A 17,743-nucleotide genomic window follows, 5' to 3' on the forward strand; every position below is an offset into this window, starting at 1 on the left:
GACAGCAGAATTGTCAGGATCGCATCTATAGCTCCCGTCGCGCACTTTGTGGTGAACATCTAGGCTGAAAAACAGGTCATGCTTAAGCCGAAGGAATCCAAACTAAAACTTCGTTAGAATAGAATTACATCTTAATGACTCACTGCAAAACCTGCCACAAAGCTCAATTCTAAAAGTACAGCCATTATGCACGAAAAAGTCTTAGCCTGGTTAGCAGAGAATGTTCCAGTTTCTAGGGTCAACCACATTCTTAGGGTTGAGCAAATGGCGGTGGATCTGGCGGTGCACTACAAAGTGGATCACCATAAAGCTGCAATGGCAGGGTTAATGCACGATTTAGCAAAATATTTTAAGCCCCAGAAACTCTTGCAGATGGCACACAAAGAGGGATTGGAAGTAGACGAAGTGATGGAAGCAAATCCCCATCTTTTGCATGCAGACGTGAGCGCTATCGTAGCAAGAGATACATTTGGCGTAGAAGATAAAGAAGTATTACAAGCCATTGCCAATCACACTTTGGGTAGACCAGGCATGAGTCTACTGTGCAGTATCGTATTTTTAGCAGATAGCTTAGAGCCAGGACGTGGGGATACCTCGGAATTACAAGCTTTACGACAACTTAGCCGTCAAGATATCAATCAGGCTGTGTGGAAGAATTGCGATTACACTCTCAAATTCTTGCTCGAAAGTTCTTGTTTAGTTCATCCGCGAGTCGTGTTTACGCGCAACTGGTTCCTACAAAAGTGGAAGGCAAAACAACCAGTTGTACAACAAACCGCGTAGACACCTCTTTTTTTTGTTAGTATTCAAAAAAACCAGTTCTCACAGTTGCAGTTCCATCTTAATTTTTGTTTGTTAGTAGAAATTGTCAAAAATCGTTACACAAAAAGATAAAGCAGCTGAGGTTTAATGTCTGATTATTTCCAACCAAATTTCCCAAGACAATCCGTCGCAGTGACAAACAGCCCAGTAGGGAACCCAGTGGGTGACGCCAACGATGTAAGTGGAAAGATAGCATTAAAGGTCGCCGAAGCGGCATCAGACCGCAAAGCAGGTGATATTTTACTGCTGAGGGTAGCAGATGTATCTTACCTAGCGGATTATTTTGTGGTAGTGACGGGCTATTCGAGGGTACAAGTCAGGGCGATCGCACAAGCAATTGAAGAAAAAGTGGAAACAGAGTGGCAACGGCGTCCCCTGCGCTCAGAGGGAAAATCTGAGGCAAGTTGGGTGGTGCAAGACTACGGCGAAGTCATTGTTCACATCATGTTGCCTTCGGAGCGGGAGTTTTATAATCTTGAAGCGTTCTGGGGACATGCGGAACGTATCGAGTATCCAACATCCGTTGACGGTGGGGGTAAACCAACATGATTAAGTCTTCAGTCTCAAATTGCCCAGTTCCTGCAGAACAGCAACCACTCAATGAGTACGAAGAGTTAAAATCCTCTTGGCTGTTTCGTGACTGCACCTTAAGTTGGCGCGACTATATTACAAAAATCGCTCTGATTTGGGGTTTATCGTGGTTCGTGGCAGGACCAGTAGCAGCGGCTAGCTTTCCCCCACATAAGCATACTGCACAGTTTATTCTCAGCAGTTGTGCAGGAGCAAGTGTCGCTTTAGTGCTGGTACTGGTGCGGTTATCTTTGGGCTGGTCTTACATTCGGGATCGCCTGATAAGTCCAATCATCTTTTACGAAGAGTCAGGTTGGTATGATGGTCAAACTTGGACGAAACCAGAAGAAGTGGTAACACGCGATCGCCTGATTGTTTCCTACTCGATTCAACCAATTATTAAGCGATTACAAATTACCTTTGCTGGCTTGGCTGTGTTGTTCGTTGCTGGTACGATAGTTTGGCACCTAGTGTAAATAGTTAGGAGTTAGAAGTTAATAAGTTGTAACTCCTAACTCATAACTCATAACTCATAACTCAAAAAGGTGGTACATTTTAACCCATGACAATGGGAAAACGAACACAAGCCGCCGCATTAGAAGTCAGGTTACTGCGTGAAGGCATTATAGAATCAAAGCATATCGTCCAAGCTGTGGTATGCGACGACAAAGGACGGGTGCTTTCCGTTGCCGGAAACTCCGAAACTGCAACATTTGTCCGTTCCGCACTCAAACCATTTCAGGCGATCGCCGTAACCAGCACGGGTACTTTAGAACGCTACAACCTAAGCGATAAAGACCTAGCAATTATCACAAGTTCCCATAGAGGAACAATAGAGCAAGTCCGACAGGCATTTAATATACTTTGGCGAGCTGATGTAGATCCAACAGCCCTCCAATGTCCAATTCCAGAAGGTAAGCACAGTCCTTTGGAATACAATTGCTCTGGCAAACACGCCGGAATGCTAGCCGTTTGTCAGCTGTGCAATTGGTCCTTAAACAACTACTTACAGCGGAAACACCCAGTACAGCAGCTGATTTTAAGCAAAGTATCAGAATTGCTGCGAATGCCAGCAGAGGAATTCATCAGCGTTCATGACGACTGTGGCGCACCAACGTATTTGATGCAACTCGCTCACATGGCGTCATTGTATGCTCATCTCGCTGCTCGTAGCAGTTTGGATATGGAGCGTATTGTTCGTGCCATGACTCATCACCCAGTCATGGTGGCTGGAGTTGGAGAATTTGATACAGAACTGATGCGCTTAGCCCCTGGGGAAGTCGTTAGCAAAGCAGGTGCTGAAGGAGTACAGTGCATTGGCAGACTGGGTGAAGGCATGGGATTGGCAATTAAAGTTATGGATGGAGCCAAGCGAGCAAAATATGCCGTTGCCATTCACTTACTTAAGCAGTTGGGCTGGATTAGTCCCAGCGTTGCCGAAGCCCTGTCGGAAAAGTTTATGAACCTCGGTAAATACAAGCGTTTAGAAGTTATTGGAGAATTATCGATTTTATAGTTGCCAAATTTCGGACTATGGTGTTATAGTTAAAAAGACGAGAAGGCGACGCGGGATAGAGCAGCCTGGTAGCTCGTCGGGCTCAATCCGCAAGGCAAACTAAACGCTTATCAGTTAGTCTTGCAGTGGGCGGTACATGAGGAAACTTATGTACGATTACCTGTCAAACTCGGGGAAGCCACTAGCGCGGTAATCCCGAACCAAGCCTCAGAAATGGGGAAGGTGTAGAGACTGGGAGGCAGGCACCCTAACGTGAAAGACGAGGGTGAAGGGACAGTCCAGACCACAAACTGGTTAATCCAGGCAGCGAAAGCTGTAGATGGTAAGCATAACCCGAAGGTCAGTGGTTCAAATCCACTTCCCGCCACCAAATGAAAGATGAAACCAAACCCTGCAATCCTAAAAGATTGTGGGGTTTGGTTTTATGGTGATTAGCAGCTATTTCCAGATTTCTTGTAGTGGCAGATGGATACAAAGCTTAAAGGAGACATAGCAGAACAAGCTGCCGTTCTTCATGCCTTGAAGCGTGGTTGGGGAGTTTTAAAACCTGTTGGCGATAGGCTTCCTTACGATTTAGCGTTTGATGTCGAAGGAACTTTAATTAAAATTCAAGTCAAGTATGCTTGGTTTGATGAACCTTCTAGCAATTATGTTGTAGATAATCGGCGGACAAAAACAAATCGGCGGTTTATGCTTAGAGAAGCCTACAAGGCATCAGACTTTGACTTTGCCCTGGTTTATGTAGAGACACTTGACCGAAAAAGAAAAGGATACAAGCCCCGAAATTTATTTCTGGAGAAGAAAAAATGCGGAGCAACTTTATTCAAGCCCCTGGATTCATCCGTGGGGTCTTCAATGCGTGACTTTTGACTTTTGACTTTTGACTTCCCCAAAGGGGTGACCTGTTTTATGTCTTCCCTGTAGATGTGTTCATAGGTTACGGTAGCGAAATACACCTCGTTGAAGCCGAGAAGCGACAGCGTAAACCTCGTTCCGCAAAGTATCGCGACGCTTGGAAGTTAATTTTAGAAGCTGCTGTATGTAAAGAAAATGTTATGCCTCCGCCAGTCGGATTAAGCGAAGCGGGTTTTGAGCTAATCTGGAGTAGAAGCCATCCAAAAAGCGGGGAGAATCATAGTTGTGAAGTTGCGGCGACCGATTTTAGTGGGAGGATTGGGACTGTCCTTCTCTTTATGGATGTTACAAAGTTGGCAAGATTCACTTGTGCAGGTGGGTGAATTCGGCTTATTAAGTCTCTTAGCAGTTGGCGGCGGTTTGTGGTTGTTAAAACAAAATCGCGCCAAAGACAGTTCTGAACTGCTAGATGATCTACCTGTAGATCGGGCAACAGTGTTCGGGGCGATCGCCAAAGCCGAAGCCGTGGTTAACCAACTGGCACAAGAAGCAGAAAATCATGTAGAGACGTTGCATGCAACGTCTGTACTGCGAGAACAAGTTGCCAATCTCGCGGCTGAGTTAGACAGACAAGAGATGATCGCTGCTGTCACGGGCGGTAAGTCGGTAGGTAAAACGACTTTAATTAAACTCTTAAAGCAAAATCTAGAACTCTCGGATGCAACGCCTCTACACTTTCAAGAAACACAACCTTTGTTTGTAGAAGCAGCCGAAAATTCAGATGCAGCTGTTTTGGCAGAAGCGAAGACATCTGATGTTGTTTTGTTTCTGACAAATGGTGATTTAACAGATTCAGAATTTCAGAGCTTGCAGCAGCTAAAAGCAGCAAATCAAAGCACAATGCTGGTTTTTAACAAACAAGACCAGTATTTGCCAGAAGAACGCGTGTGCGTGTTGCAGTCGCTGAAACATCGGGTGCCGTCAATTGTCGTAGCAACTGCGGCGTCTCCTATTCCCATCAAAGTACGTAAGCATCAACAAGATGGTTCCGTGCAAGAGTCGCTGGAAGTGCCAGCGCCAGATATCCAACAATTGACTTCTGTGTTGGGTGAAATGGTGGCACAGCAAGGACAGCAGCTGGTGTGGGCAACTACGATGAGGAAAAGCCTATTGCTGAAAGCTGAGGCGAAAAACTTGCTCAATGGAATTAGACGCGATCGCGCCCTACCAGTTATTGAACAATACCAGTGGATTGCTGCGGCGGCAGCATTTGCCAACCCAGTACCAGCGCTTGATATCCTGGCAACAGCGGCAATTAATGCCCAGATGGTTATGGATTTAAGTAGTGTCTATCAGCAGAAATTTTCCTTGGAACAGGCGCAAACTGTTGCTGGAACAATGGGAAGTTTGATGCTGAAATTGGGTTTGGTGGAACTGTCTTCCAAGGCGATCGGTACGGTGCTGAAGAGTAACGCTATCACCTTTGTTGCTGGTGGCGCAGTACAGGGGGTTAGTGCAGCTTACCTGACTCGCATAGCCGGTTTAAGCCTAGTCGAGTATTTCCAACAGCAGGAAGTCGCTATGAATTCTGAAGGTGGCTTGAATCTCGACAAGTTGCGGCAAACCTTGCAAAACGTGTTTCAGCAGAACCAGCAGATTGGTTTGTTGCAAAGTTTTGTTAAGCAAGGAGTGGGGCGTTTGTTGCCAGAAGCACAGCAGCCACAACTCATTGAATCTCAGACAATTGCCTAGTGGTTCATCGCAAAATTTTTGATAGTTTGTAGTAAGCACTTTAGTGCTTCAAAATCCAGGACTAAAGTCCTGACTACGAAATCATTTTCCCCACAAAATTAATCCGATAGACCACTAGCCTTGGCGACTAGAAGTCGCGTCTACACAGACGAAGTCCGCCTACGCGGACTAAATTTCCTGAAACCCGCGCAGGCGGGTTTTGTTTGTGTAGGCGCGATTTCTAATCGCCAGCTTTATAAATAAGCTTTCAAAATCAGCAAATGAGAAATTGCCCTACTATCTTCTCCTTTTTTGCAGGTTCAGGTTTTCTTGATTTCGGTTTTGAAACCACTGGTTTCAATATTGTCTATGTCAATGAAATATTTTCCCCATTTATGGAAGCACACCGCTATTCACGGGCTACTCTCAATTTGCCATCACCAGAATACGGTTCTCATCATGGGGAAGAAGGAGACGTAACCAAACTTACTGAAGGATTACAAGCACTTCATTTGCAAGAATTAGTAAAAGATTGCCGCCAGTCTAGTGATATTGTCGGATTTATTGGTGGTCCTCCATGTCCTGACTTCTCCGTAGGTGGAAAAAATCGAGGACACTTAGGAGATAATGGAAAACTTTCTGCTTCCTACGTTGAATTAATTTGCCAACAGCAACCCGATTTCTTTTTATTCGAGAACGTCAAAGGTTTGTGGAAGACAAAAAAACATCGTTTGTTTTTTGAAGCCCTTAAGCAAAACTTAAACCAAGCTGGTTATGTCTTAACAGAGCGCTTAATTAATGCTATTGAATATGGTGTGCCTCAGCATAGAGACAGAATTATTCTTCTTGGTTTCCGAAGTCAGTTAATAAAGGACATGGGAATACAAATTGACAAGGAAAATGTTTTGCCTGAAGGTACTTTTCCTTGGAAAAAATATATTTTATATCCTCTAGATAAAGTTTTTTATTACAACTGGAGTCAATCACAACCATTTAAAGAAGATTCTATTCTGTCTTGCCCTGATGGTATTCCTCAAGAACTCACAGTTGAACACTGGTTTAGAAAAAATGGTGTGTTAAATCATCCCAATGCTCAACATTATTTTCAGCCAAGGGCGGGTATTAAAAAATTCGTTACCATAGATGAGGGAGATGATTCAAAAAAGTCTTACAAACGTCTTCACAGATGGCGTTACTCTCCCACAGCTTGCTATGGAAATAATGAAGTCCATTTACATCCCTACAAAGTTCGGCGCATTTCAGCAGCTGAAGCTTTAGCAATACAATCTTTGCCTGCTAACTTTGTGCTTCCAGATAATATGTCTCTAACTAATATGTTTAAAACAATTGGTAATGGGGTACCTTATTTAGCATCAAAGGCACTAGCTCAAACTATTCTTGAGTTTTTAGCAACTTATAATAAAAACTATTTGGGCTGCTCAACTTAACTAAACTTAATGTAAATTAGAAGACTTGCAGGAATTCAGTAAGGATTATAGCAGTTACCAGTAACACTAAGTAAGGGCGTAAAGTTCAGGTAAAGAACGTAAAAATTATGGTTTAATTTATCCAAATAGTTTTAAATTTTTTTATAAAGGTTAATAATTTATCACTGGTAGAAAAGGCGATGGCAGCAGACTATCCAGACATTGATATTGCACTATTTATCGATCACTCCCTGCTGATACCAACGGCTACTCCAGAGCAGGTTGAACAATGGTGTGAAGAAGCAGATAGATTTCATTTTGCTGCAGTTTGTGTATACCCGGCATACGTAAGGCAAGCAGCAGAACTCCTCCACGGCAAAAAGCCCAAGGTTTGTACAGTCATTGGCTTTCCTAGTGGTGCGACGACTTCGGCAACGAAGCTGTATGAAGCTCAAGAAGCGGTGGAAAATGGTGCTACTGAGTTAGATATGGTGATCAACTTGGGCTGGTTGAAAGCAGGCAAAACTGACGACGTACATCGGGAAATAGCGGAAATTTGTGAAGAAACTGGGCAAACTGTGAAGGTTATTTTGGAAACTAGCCTGCTGACGGATGAAGAAAAAAGAATAGCCGCAGAAATATGTATGGAAGCGGGTGCGGCATTTCTCAAAACGAGTACAGGTTGGAATGGCGGTGCAACAGTCGAGGATGTACGACTTTTGAAGGAAGTTGCACGGGAGAGGGTTGGAATTAAAGCCTCAGGGGGTATTCGCAGCATCGAGCAAGCTCTAGACTTAATCGTAGAAGGTGCCACTAGATTGGGTACATCTCGCGGTATCGATTTGCTCCGCCAGCGCGGTAGGCTGGAAAAAAGTGAGTAGTCATTTGTCCTTTGTCCTTTGCTAATGACTAATGACTAATAACTAATGACTAAAACGTATAAAGTAACTGGAATTAATCTTAAGGCACAGGCTCTGGGAGAATCAGATAGACTAGTGACAATTTTGACACGAGAGTTTGGTTTGATGCGAGCAGTTGCCCCTGGTTCACGCAAGCACAATTCCTCCCTGGGTGGGAGGAGTGGGATGTTTGTAGTCAATGAGTTACTGATTGCTAAAGGGCGATCGCTCGATAAAATTACTCAAGCACAAACTGTAAAATCTTATCCAGGTCTTGCGAAAGACTTAGGTAAACTTGCTGCCAGCCAGTATTTAGCGGAAATAGTACTGTATCAGGCGTTAAGCGAACAACCCCAAGAAGAACTCTATGAGTTACTAAACGAACATCTCAGTCGCTTAGAGGCATTGCCCAACACAAAAGCATTTGATGTTCTTGCACATCTATCTCATGGGGTATTTCACCTTTTAGCTTTGGCAGGACTAACTCCCGAAGTACAAGTTTGTTGCCTGACTGGGCGCTCTGTGATACCAGATTTAACAGACCCTAACTGGCAAGTAGGATTTAGCATACCAACGGGTGGAACAGTTTGCTTAAGCGCTTGGGAACGCCTGAAAGAGGGGATGAGGGATATGAGGAAGCAAAATCTTCCTCATCCTCCCCACTCTCCTGCTACTGTGAAAGAGAAGGCTTCCAGCTACCAAACAGTCATTCATCGGCAAGAAATACCAGTCATATCTAGTCGCTTGAATGCCACAGAACTTGCTATACTCCAGCATCTGTCGCAACCAGAGATAATACAAGATGCAGCCAGAAATGATGCCTGGTTATCCGTTGAGCAAATTTTACGTTCGTATGCTCAGTATCACTTTGGTCGCCCTATTCGCTCCGCTGCTTTAATAGATTCTTATTTTGCTGCCAACCATGATGCAACCGTCTGATTTGGATACAAAAATCCTGCCGTTGTCACAAAGCTACGCTAGAAAACAGAATAGGGCATCGGTGCCTAAAGGAACCAAGCACCCAAGTGTTCCAAAGTCTTTATCTAGTCATATTCACTTTCATGAAATGTCGGCAAAAGACGTTTCTGGAAACCAAAAAAATTCCACATCGGAAATACCAAAAACTGATGTGACTAACCCAAGCGAACAAAAATCGGAAAATCAATTAACCCATAGTCAGGCAAATGGCAAAAGTAGTACCTCTGAGCATAGTATGCAATCCGCTACAGCCACTGTAGTGAAAACACCAGATACAGAGGCTTCTGATTCAAATAGAGACGCCGCGTCAGGTGATGAACAAGGGTTTTTGCCGATCTTAAAAAACTCCAACTTCTTAGCACTTTGGGGTGGTCAAGTCTTCTGTCAATTGGCAGATAAAGTGTACCTGGTTTTGATGATTGCCATCATTAATACTCAGTTTCAAAGCAGTGACCAAACTATTAGTGGTTGGGTTTCGACGCTGATGATGGCATTTACCATTCCCGCAGTTCTCTTCGGTTCCGTCGCTGGTGTGTTTGTAGATCGCTGGTCGAAAAAGACGGTGCTGGTAGCAACGAATATTTGGCGCGGCATACTGGTTTTGGCAATTCCACCATTACTATGGTTGACTCACGATTGGCAACCATTGGTGGGAGTGTTGCCAGTGGGTTTTACTATCCTTTTAGCGATGACTTTCTTAGTTTCCACGTTGACGCAGTTTTTTGCACCAGCAGAACAGGCGGCAATTCCTTTAGTGGTTAAAGAGGAGCATTTACTTTCTGCTAACTCACTATATACCACAACAATGATGGCGTCGGTGATAGTCGGGTTTGCTGTTGGGGAACCATTGTTAGGTGTCGCGGATCAAGTATGGTCGCAATTAGGTGGTAGCAGCGGATTGGGCAAAGAATTGGTGGTAGGTGGTAGTTATGCGATCGCCGGACTGATTTTGTTGCTGCTTGTGACAAAAGAAAAACCCCACCAAACACAAGCAGAATACCCTCACATTTTTGCTGACTTGCGAGATGGTTTCCGCTATCTCGGAGAAAATCGTCACCTCCGCAGTGCCCTGATGCAACTTATCATTTTGTTCTCCATATTTGCGGCCTTAACCGTTTTAGCTGTTCGTATGGCAGAATTAATTCCGGGTTTGAAAGCTTCCCAATTCGGCTTTTTACTGGCAGCTGGAGGCGTTGGTATTGCTGTTGGAGCAACGATTTTAGGTATATTTTGTCAACGCTTCTCTTACACCCAGTTAAGTCTTTTCGGATCTGTGGGTATGGCAGCATCTCTGATTGGTCTGTCGATATTTACCAAACAGTTATGGATCGTCCTGCTGTTGATAACACTGTTAGGTGTCTTTGGTGCATTAGTGGGTATCCCCATGCAGACTGCTATCCAAACAGAAACCCCAGCAGAAATGCGTGGCAAAGTCTTTGGTCTGCAAAACAACGTGATTAATATTGCTCTTTCCTTACCTTTGGCATTAGCAGGCGTAGCAGAAACCTTTGTCGGATTACAGACAGTGTTTTTGGGATTAGCTGCGATCGTCTTTTCAGGTGGTATATTAACCTGGTATACCTCTTCTAAGTAGCTATTAGATAAAAGGAGTTAATTTCAGCTTTCTGCAACCGCTTATTGACCGAAAGCTTTTGTTTTCGTGGTAAACTTAGCTCAGTAAGAAATTCTCACCGACTTGCTGGCGAGCAATGTGAACTTTAGCTAGACGTTATGTATAGCGTCTAGATAAGTTGTTATGAAATTATATAAATTAACAACTGAAAAATAAAGTTAAGTCAAGCCAAAAGTGCGCTGTTTGGGGAAATGTAAAAAATTTTCCTTCCAACAGATGTAACAATGAATTGTGTTTTGTGATACTTGAGGAGCCAGCAAGTAGAGCGAGACAAAGGACTGATTAAACAAGGACAAAAAGTTAATATAATAATTTCGCTTTCCTGATAGCTAACAAAGAATGCGTATAGCCTGGATTGGAAAAAAATCACCTTTTTGTGGCAATGTCACCTACAGTAGAGAGATTACAAATGCGTTGTTAGATCGGGGACACCAAGTTAGCTTTCTCCACTTCGCTCAAGAAGAATCAGACTTGGATAACTGGCCCAATTGCCCAGAAGTCACCCTACCCTTCATTTACAAGTCCCAGGTTTACACAATTCCGGCTTTCAAAGCGACCAAGGTTTTAACTCAGTCGCTGCGACGCCTCAAACCTGATATAGTCCATGCTTCTCTCACCCTGTCTCCTCTTGACTTTGTTCTGCCGGAAATTTGTGAGCAACTGAATTTGCCACTCATTGCCACTTTCCACACACCGTTTGCCGGAAAGGGAGCAAAACTGGTATCAGGAACACAACTTTTGGCTTATCAACTCTACGCACCCTTTTTGGGTAACTACGATCGCGTGATTGTATTTTCCCAAATTCAACGAGAATTGTTGGCTCGCATGAGTGTGCCGGAACAAAATATTGCGGTTATTCCCAACGGTGTGGATGTTGATAAGTATTCTCCTGGTCCTTCTAGGATTAAAGAGGAATTTCGAGCCGAACGCTTGTTTGTCTACCAAGGTCGGATAGCCCCAGAAAAAAATGTTGAAGCCCTGCTGCGTGCTTGGAAACAGGCAGAAATGGGACCAAACAGCAAATTACTTATTGTGGGCGATGGTCCTTTGAAGGCTTCTTTAGAACCATTCTATGGTTCGGAGTACAACATTAGCTGGTTGGGATTTGTTGCTGATGAACAACGACGCATCGAAATTTTACAGGGAGCAGATGTCTTTATTTTACCATCTCTAGTAGAGGGTTTGTCTCTGTCTCTATTAGAAGCAATGGCTTGTGGGTTGGCATGTTTGGCTACCGATGTGGGTGCAGATGGAGAAGTTCTGGAGAAGGGAGCGGGTGTTGTTCTTAACACAAAAACGACACGCTCTCAATTAAGAACCCTTTTGCCACTCTTCCAAGACCATCCCGAGTTGACAACTTTGCTAGGGCAGAAAGCAAGAAAACGGGTTTTAGAACAGTATACCCTCAGCGGCAACATTACTCGACTTGAAGAACTTTATACCAAAGTTTTGGAACAGCGACGACGCGTACCGCTGAGTTGGGGAGCATAGAAAGCATAGGCGACAGGATAGGGGAAAAACCCATAACCTGTAACCTATCGCCTTACTACTTGTAGCAGACTACAAATCATTTCAAGTAAATTTGAGGCTGTCAAACAAGCGTTCAAATGCACTCTCATGCGTGCACCACAGACATCTGTAACAATAACAGGAATGTCTACTTGGTTAGAAATTGAAACCAATTCCTAGCATAAGCCCTACATCAGTCTCATCTAGGAAAGCTGCATTTACAGAACCTGTTAATGTAAATCTATTACCCAAAGGCACATCTACACCACCAGAGAGAAGGAAAGCAACATCAGCATCATCGCTCGTTTCAATAGCTACACCAGCACCTATGTAAGGAGCTATGTTAAACCCTTGTCCTGTTCCTCGTTGGGAAAGGTCGAAGGTGATGGGAACTAGAACAATGGGATCATCCCCAATCACTGCTGAAGGTCGCACCGAGAAGTTTCGTGTCAACCCAATTTTACTGAAAACTGCAAAGTTCCCTTCACTAAGAGCTGAATCACCGCCTAACCCAATATTGCCACCAACCCCAATATAGCTGGAGACACCACGAGTGGCTCTACCTGGTGTAATGCCGTCTCCACCATTCTGCGGCTGCTGATTGAGACTCACATCAGATGGTATAAGGACTTGATTTATCGCATGAATAACACCATTGCTTGCTTGGATATTTGGCTGAATCACACTCGCGTTGTTCACTGCAATTTGATTACTACCAGCATTGACGTTAACGTTTAAGGGTAAGCCCTCAGCAGTTTTTAGATTGCCAGTCGTAAGGTCATTAGCACTGAGACCACCAGGCACCACATGGTATCTCAAAATTTTAATCAATGTTTCTCTGTTTTCTGGCTGCTGTAACCGTTGTAGAGTTTGTTGCGGCAAAGCAGCAAATGCCTCATCGGTCGGAGCGAAAACAGTATACGGACCTGGTTGTTGTAGAATGTCTGCTAAACCTGCTGTCTTTAGTAAAGAAGTTAGGATTGTAAAGGAATTACTAGAGGCAGCAAGGGATACAATATCTTGGTTGGTTTGAGTAGCACTAGTGGTTCCACCTACAACATAACTAGCCGCTGCGATATTCTTAGGAATAGGTTGTAACTGTCCCTGTCTGACTAAAGCTTGATATAAATGTGCTGCAGCTTCTGCACGAGTTAGAGGCGTAAGGGGATTGAGCGTCCTTACATTTGGATAGTTAACCACAAGATTAGCTTGTGTTGCAGTTGCTACATTATTTAGGGCGTAGCTTGGGATAGCATTGGCATCTGTATAGTAGGTAGTAAGAATATTTGTTGCATCACCGCTAGCAGTCAAACCCAGACCACTTGTTAAAGCAACGATCGCCTGCACCTTGGGAATTTGCTGATTTGGCAGAAACAAATTCCCTGGATAGCCTGACAGAAATCCAGTCTCATAGGCTGCCTGAATTGCAGAAGCTGCCCAGAAGCCAGAAGGAACATCCTTAAATCCACCAGGACTTAACTGCCGAACTCGGTTTTGGTTGAAAGCTTTTTGAATCATTGCTGCAAATTCAGCACGAGTCACGGGTTGATCCGGTCTATAAGTGCCATCAGGAAAGCCAGTAATTACGTTTCTTGCGGCTAGGGCTTGAATAAATGGTTGTGCCCAGTAATCTGCTCCAACATCCGGAAAGTTACTCGCTGGAGTTGTCGTTGGAGTTGTCGTTGGAGTTGTCGTTGGAGCGGTTTCTTGAGCTATAGTTTGAGCAGAAATTAATGTGGGACTAACTGTAGCAGTTATTATTCCTAGCGCTATGAATCCGGTGCTTACTATTGACAAACGCCTTAAGCTATACATAAGTTTTTTCACTCCTCACATAAAAGATGACACCCATCTCGCCTACCGAAAAATCCTGAGAAGTCATGAGACTCAGTTGATAGATTGCACTTGAATCAACGACAGAACAAGCTATCGTTGCAACTTAGACCTCAATAGAAATAACAACTCATGGAAAATTCAAAATGTTTTGATACACCTAGGTATCAATTAGCTAAAAACGTAGAAAACAATACAGTAATGAACTTTTCATTTTAGAAAAAGACACTTACTGCAACCAATGAAGTATTTATATAGCTTGATATAGCTCTTTAAGAAGAGACTAAACATCTATCTTAGGCAAGGATTTAGTTTAGTTGTCACTAAATAAAATAATGACTCTTGTATTACTTTCAGCAGAGAACAACCTTAAATCCTGGCTTTAACTTACTTTCACAACAATTTTTGATTGAAACTCAAATGCTTCAATCAGTTATTTCAAAGGTATTGAGACGGATTTTTCCTGCACAGACCATCCCAAACTCGTTGGCTGTTCATAAACCCGCTTGAGGGTATTCACATCTCTAGGAGAAATTGGCGGCGGGTTGCGGACTTGGGAAAAGTATAAGGCGTCACTTGGTAGCGGACTATGTCCCCAAATTCCCACTGCATGACCAAATTCGTGGCGGGTCGCTGCTAAAAGATACTGACCTGTTTGGCTGGGACTCAACAGGATAGTGAAGCGGTGGGATAAAAGATTATTTTTGCTGACGTAGAACTCGTAGGTGGTTTGAGCAGAACGCGCACGAGGAATTTTATTATTAGGAGAAGTTTGCAGTGGTGGAGCTTTCCGCACAATAGTAATATCTGCATCTGTTGGCTGTTTAATCACCGCCAAAGGTAAGTAAACATTCCACTCCTGTACAGCTTGTAAAACAGTATTCACCCATTCTTCTGCCTGCTTAGTATTGACTGCTTGCGGCGGTTCTACATAAACCCGAACCGGAAACTGCGACCAAACTAGATAACCAACTTGGATTTGAGTAACTTGAGAAAAGTAGTCACCACTGTTGGTACTATCTTGCCACTGCGCCAGTGTTGGTGGTAAAGGATGAGGTTTAGGGGAAGGTGGAGAGGTGGGGAGAGTGGAGGGAGATGAGGAAGATGAGGGAGATGAGGGAGAGGTAACAAGGATGGCGCTGGATTGGAAGTTAGTCAAAATAATAAGCAGCGCTGTACTCATAGCCAATGCTAAAGAGGTGATCAAGCGCTGCCAAAATACTATTTTTGTGATGGTATTCTTCAAAATGCAATGTTGGGTGCTAGATGTAGAGTTGTTGGTTATTTTATCTCCCTAATCTCCCCATCTCCCCGTCTCCCCATCTCATTTAGGGAGCCAACCAGCACTCAAAACCACGGTTAAACCAAGAAAAATGACTGTAAGCGCCCAAGTGACTCGGTTTAATGTGTTTTCTGCACTCTTGGTGCTGCTAAACAACTGAGCCTGTCCGCCAATGGCTCCTATGCCATCACCTTTGGGGCTGTGTAGCATAACTAAGACAATCAAACCAACAGCGGAAAGTGCCCAAATGGCTTCTACGACATTATTAACGGTCATAATAGCTAATGTAATTGATGAGAAGTTTCAACAGAAAGTAACCTTAAATCATTCATTATAAATCATGAATGATGAATTATGAGTTGTGTTAAGTCTGTTTCATAATTCATCATTCATAAAACCTCGTGGGAAGTATGGAAACGAGCGTGTCTATGCCTGCGGCACGCTGCTTTGAACAGACCTGAGAGGAAATACGACTCAAGCGAACGCCAGATGCTACAAGTCGGGCATTGCCCGCCCACCGCACTGGCTCCTTTAGTCGCCTTATTCCATTACCGCCTTGGGGTTACTCGATACTATGTAGTATTGCAATCTACTTTCGTTCAGGCAATTATGAACTGATATCTTTTACCCCAACGGGAGAGCCAGTTCCCTGCGGAGGGAAACCCTCCTTCAAGACTGGACTCACCTGTACGCATAATGGTTTTGCTCGAATGAGCCTCCCTTTCGGGGTTAAGTTAGCCTAGATAATGTTAACGGTCGGTACTATATTGAAGACACTGGCTTAACCCAATAAACCTGTTTAATCCTCAATTTCTAGAGCTACAGACTGGCGAAAGCATCCGTAGGTAGGACTTGAACTCTTACCATTAACGTAGTACGCAAAGTACTTAATCGGGTCAACTGAAGACTAAGACTTAGGCTAGAAGCCCAGTGTCTTTAGACCTGGGTCGTTGACACATAATCCTCATTCTTGAACTGTGTTAAAGCCCCAGTTTTACAGGAGTGCGAGAGCGTCGCACTTGATACTCGGCGGGTTGCAACAGGGACTGCCCTGTCATTTCCGAGGGCTGAGGTAGCTGTAAAATATCCAGAATCGTGGGTGCAATGTCGGCTAGCTTGCCATCGCTTCGCAAGGCGACATCTGTACCATGTCCTGGGATTTTCGCTTTTTCGCCTTCTACTAAGATGAGAGGGACTGGGTTGGTCGTATGCGCTGTCCAGGGATTCCCGTCAGTATCTAGCAAATGTTCGGCGTTGCCATGGTCGGCTGTAATAATTGTTGTACCTCCGACTTTAGTGATGCTGGCAAGTAGGCGACCCAAACACTGGTCAACTGTCTCAATTGCTGTCACAGTCGCTTCTATATTACCCGTGTGTCCCACCATGTCCGGGTTGGCATAGTTGATCACAACCAGCGAGTAGATGCGCTTTTCAATAGCCGCGATCGCCACGTCTGTCACCGCAGAGGCTGACATCGCTGGAGCGCTATCATAGGTTGCGACCATCGGAGAGTTTACCAGTTCCCGATCTTCTCCTTCAAAGGGTTCTTCTAAACCGCCATTGAAGAAGTAGGTGACGTGAGCGTATTTTTCTGTTTCTGCTGTGCGAAACTGCTTTAAACCATGCCCAGATATGACTTCCCCTAGAATATGACTCAAATTCTGAGGCTCAAAAGCTACCCCAACTGGTAATTCTGGCTCATACTGGGTAAAGGTTACAAAGGACAGCGGCGTGATTTGCTGCCTTTCAAAACCGTTAAATCCTGGGCTGACAAAAGCTTGGGTGAGTTGTCTCGATCTGTCGGGACGGAAGTTAAAAAATATGACTCCATCCCCTGGTTCTACTGCTCCGGGTGCAATTCTAATTGGGACAATGAACTCGTCTTTCACACCCTCTGCATACGATGCTTGTAGAACTTCCACACCCGAACGACCATCTAATGGTCCATCAATAGTCATCACGTCGTAGGCGCGTTTGATGCGATCCCAGCGGTGATCGCGATCCATCGCGTAGTAGCGACCGCTGAGGGTGACTATGCGCCCAACTCCTATACGGTCGATGTAGTCTTGAAGAAGCGAGAGTGCTTTCACACCTTCGGTTGGGGTCGTGTCACGCCCGTCGGTGATGGCGTGTATGCAAACTTGTGATACCCCTTGAATCTTGGCTAAGTCAAGTAATCCGAATAGATGACTGATGTGCGAATGCACTCCACCCTCAGAAGTCAGCCCCACCAGATGCAGCTTGCCATTTCGACTATTCACTTCCTGGCAGATTTTGACAAGTGCTGGGTTTTTGAGGATAGAACCGTCTTCTACCGCATCTGAGATACGGACCAATTCTTGGGGCACAACTCTACCAGCGCCTATGTTCAAATGACCAACTTCCGAGTTGCCCATTTGACCCTCTGGTAAGCCCACCGCTTTCCCTGATGTTCGGATGAGGGTGTGGGGATAAGCCGCCCACAAGCTATCCATCACCGGAGTTTTAGCAACGGCAATAGCGTTTCCATGAGTTTCCTCGCAGTAGCCCCATCCGTCTAAAATGACTAGCACCACGGGAGCAACAGGTGCTTTGGTCATAGTAAAACTGCCCTTTACTTTTTGTAATACCCGAATGATACCATTGCTAATTACAACCGCAAGTGAATTTCTGCCTAATACCCATTTTTTTTGCAGATTTGCGGCTTCT

Annotated in this window: 17 protein-coding genes; 13 read left to right on the forward strand and 4 right to left on the reverse strand. The window is 44.4% G+C overall.

From position 1 onward, the window contains the following. The first annotated feature begins 186 nt into the window (after positions 1-186). The 13 genes from yqeK to AACT52_RS09080 all read left to right on the forward strand — a co-directional run bounded on the left by yqeK (position 187) and on the right by AACT52_RS09080 (position 11,922). Entirely contained in the window at positions 187-783 is a 597-nt protein-coding gene (yqeK, locus tag AACT52_RS09020) for a bis(5'-nucleosyl)-tetraphosphatase (symmetrical) YqeK (protein ID WP_073630295.1), read from the forward strand. Positions 784-909: 126 nt separating this feature from the next. Then, positions 910-1,371: a ribosome silencing factor gene (rsfS, locus tag AACT52_RS09025; protein ID WP_073630297.1), complete on the forward strand. Its 462-nt coding sequence runs from the start codon at positions 910-912 to the stop codon at positions 1,369-1,371. Then, positions 1,368-1,868: a CGLD27 family protein gene (locus tag AACT52_RS09030; RefSeq protein ID WP_073630299.1), complete on the forward strand. Its 501-nt coding sequence runs from the start codon at positions 1,368-1,370 to the stop codon at positions 1,866-1,868. The genes rsfS and AACT52_RS09030 overlap by 4 nt, the downstream gene beginning before the upstream one ends. Before the next feature lie 86 nt (positions 1,869-1,954). Continuing rightward, positions 1,955-2,908, forward strand: a complete 954-nt coding sequence (locus AACT52_RS09035; protein WP_073630301.1) for an asparaginase — start codon at positions 1,955-1,957, stop codon at positions 2,906-2,908. A 252-nt stretch (positions 2,909-3,160) separates the two neighbouring features. Beyond that, on the forward strand, positions 3,161-3,283 hold the full coding sequence (locus AACT52_RS09040; protein ID WP_272937085.1) for a hypothetical protein: 123 nt from the start codon (positions 3,161-3,163) through the stop codon (positions 3,281-3,283). Positions 3,284-3,373: 90 nt separating this feature from the next. Next, positions 3,374-3,778 carry a group I intron-associated PD-(D/E)XK endonuclease gene (locus AACT52_RS09045; protein WP_233153889.1) on the forward strand — a complete coding sequence of 135 codons (405 nt, stop codon included), beginning with the start codon at positions 3,374-3,376 and terminating at the stop codon, positions 3,776-3,778. A gap of 32 nt (positions 3,779-3,810) precedes the next feature. Beyond that, positions 3,811-4,146: a group I intron-associated PD-(D/E)XK endonuclease gene (locus AACT52_RS09050; protein ID WP_272937086.1), complete on the forward strand. Its 336-nt coding sequence runs from the start codon at positions 3,811-3,813 to the stop codon at positions 4,144-4,146. Next, positions 4,043-5,515, forward strand: a complete 1,473-nt coding sequence (locus AACT52_RS09055) for a slr1306 family protein (protein ID WP_073630303.1) — start codon at positions 4,043-4,045, stop codon at positions 5,513-5,515. Before AACT52_RS09050 ends, AACT52_RS09055 begins: the two co-directional genes overlap by 104 nt. 260 nt (positions 5,516-5,775) lie before the next feature. Next, positions 5,776-6,942, forward strand: coding sequence for a DNA cytosine methyltransferase (locus tag AACT52_RS09060; protein ID WP_073630305.1), 1,167 nt, complete (start codon positions 5,776-5,778; stop codon positions 6,940-6,942). Between the two features lie 179 nt (positions 6,943-7,121). Beyond that, the gene (gene deoC / locus AACT52_RS09065) at positions 7,122-7,802 is read left to right on the forward strand and encodes a deoxyribose-phosphate aldolase (protein WP_073630307.1); all 681 of its coding nucleotides are present in this window, start codon (positions 7,122-7,124) and stop codon (positions 7,800-7,802) included. Positions 7,803-7,847: 45 nt separating this feature from the next. After that, on the forward strand, positions 7,848-8,759 hold the full coding sequence (gene recO, locus AACT52_RS09070; RefSeq protein ID WP_073630309.1) for a DNA repair protein RecO: 912 nt from the start codon (positions 7,848-7,850) through the stop codon (positions 8,757-8,759). Beyond that, entirely contained in the window at positions 8,743-10,392 is a 1,650-nt protein-coding gene (locus AACT52_RS09075) for an MFS transporter (RefSeq protein ID WP_073630311.1), read from the forward strand. Before recO ends, AACT52_RS09075 begins: the two co-directional genes overlap by 17 nt. 378 nt (positions 10,393-10,770) lie before the next feature. Beyond that, a complete protein-coding gene (locus AACT52_RS09080) occupies positions 10,771-11,922 on the forward strand; it encodes a glycosyltransferase family 4 protein (protein WP_073630313.1) in 1,152 nt (383 codons plus the stop codon). 174 nt (positions 11,923-12,096) lie between these two features. On the opposite strand, the gene AACT52_RS09085 is transcribed toward AACT52_RS09080, so the two are convergent. From AACT52_RS09085 to gpmI, 4 genes are all read right to left on the reverse strand, one after another. Beyond that, the gene (locus AACT52_RS09085; protein ID WP_073630315.1) at positions 12,097-13,755 is read right to left on the reverse strand and encodes a fasciclin domain-containing protein; all 1,659 of its coding nucleotides are present in this window, start codon (positions 13,753-13,755) and stop codon (positions 12,097-12,099) included. 451 nt (positions 13,756-14,206) lie between these two features. Then, complete coding sequence (locus AACT52_RS09090) at positions 14,207-15,058, reverse strand: peptidase (RefSeq protein WP_073630317.1); 852 nt, start codon at positions 15,056-15,058, stop codon at positions 14,207-14,209. Positions 15,059-15,097: 39 nt separating this feature from the next. Then, positions 15,098-15,331 carry a preprotein translocase subunit SecG gene (gene secG / locus AACT52_RS09095; RefSeq protein ID WP_073630319.1) on the reverse strand — a complete coding sequence of 78 codons (234 nt, stop codon included), beginning with the start codon at positions 15,329-15,331 and terminating at the stop codon, positions 15,098-15,100. 704 nt (positions 15,332-16,035) lie between these two features. Next, positions 16,036-17,634, reverse strand: coding sequence for a 2,3-bisphosphoglycerate-independent phosphoglycerate mutase (gpmI, locus tag AACT52_RS09100; RefSeq protein WP_073630321.1), 1,599 nt, complete (start codon positions 17,632-17,634; stop codon positions 16,036-16,038). Between the last annotated feature and the right edge of the window lie 109 nt (positions 17,635-17,743).

Source organism: Scytonema sp. HK-05 (genome assembly GCF_963872035.1).
Classification (GTDB): domain Bacteria; phylum Cyanobacteriota; class Cyanobacteriia; order Cyanobacteriales; family Nostocaceae; genus Kalymmatonema.

Coding starts and splice junctions, on each gene's coding strand:
- AACT52_RS09075 (WP_073630311.1), top strand. CDS start 8,743: ATGATGCAACCGTCTGATTTGGATACAAAAATCCTGCCGTTGTCACAA.
- recO (WP_073630309.1), top strand. CDS start 7,848: ATGACTAAAACGTATAAAGTAACTGGAATTAATCTTAAGGCACAGGCT.
- AACT52_RS09060 (WP_073630305.1), top strand. CDS start 5,776: ATGAGAAATTGCCCTACTATCTTCTCCTTTTTTGCAGGTTCAGGTTTT.
- AACT52_RS09030 (WP_073630299.1), top strand. CDS start 1,368: ATGATTAAGTCTTCAGTCTCAAATTGCCCAGTTCCTGCAGAACAGCAA.
- gpmI (WP_073630321.1), bottom strand. CDS start 17,634: ATGACCAAAGCACCTGTTGCTCCCGTGGTGCTAGTCATTTTAGACGGA.
- rsfS (WP_073630297.1), top strand. CDS start 910: ATGTCTGATTATTTCCAACCAAATTTCCCAAGACAATCCGTCGCAGTG.
- AACT52_RS09045 (WP_233153889.1), top strand. CDS start 3,374: ATGGATACAAAGCTTAAAGGAGACATAGCAGAACAAGCTGCCGTTCTT.
- AACT52_RS09035 (WP_073630301.1), top strand. CDS start 1,955: ATGACAATGGGAAAACGAACACAAGCCGCCGCATTAGAAGTCAGGTTA.
- AACT52_RS09080 (WP_073630313.1), top strand. CDS start 10,771: ATGCGTATAGCCTGGATTGGAAAAAAATCACCTTTTTGTGGCAATGTC.
- yqeK (WP_073630295.1), top strand. CDS start 187: ATGCACGAAAAAGTCTTAGCCTGGTTAGCAGAGAATGTTCCAGTTTCT.
- AACT52_RS09085 (WP_073630315.1), bottom strand. CDS start 13,755: ATGTATAGCTTAAGGCGTTTGTCAATAGTAAGCACCGGATTCATAGCG.
- secG (WP_073630319.1), bottom strand. CDS start 15,331: ATGACCGTTAATAATGTCGTAGAAGCCATTTGGGCACTTTCCGCTGTT.
- deoC (WP_073630307.1), top strand. CDS start 7,122: ATGGCAGCAGACTATCCAGACATTGATATTGCACTATTTATCGATCAC.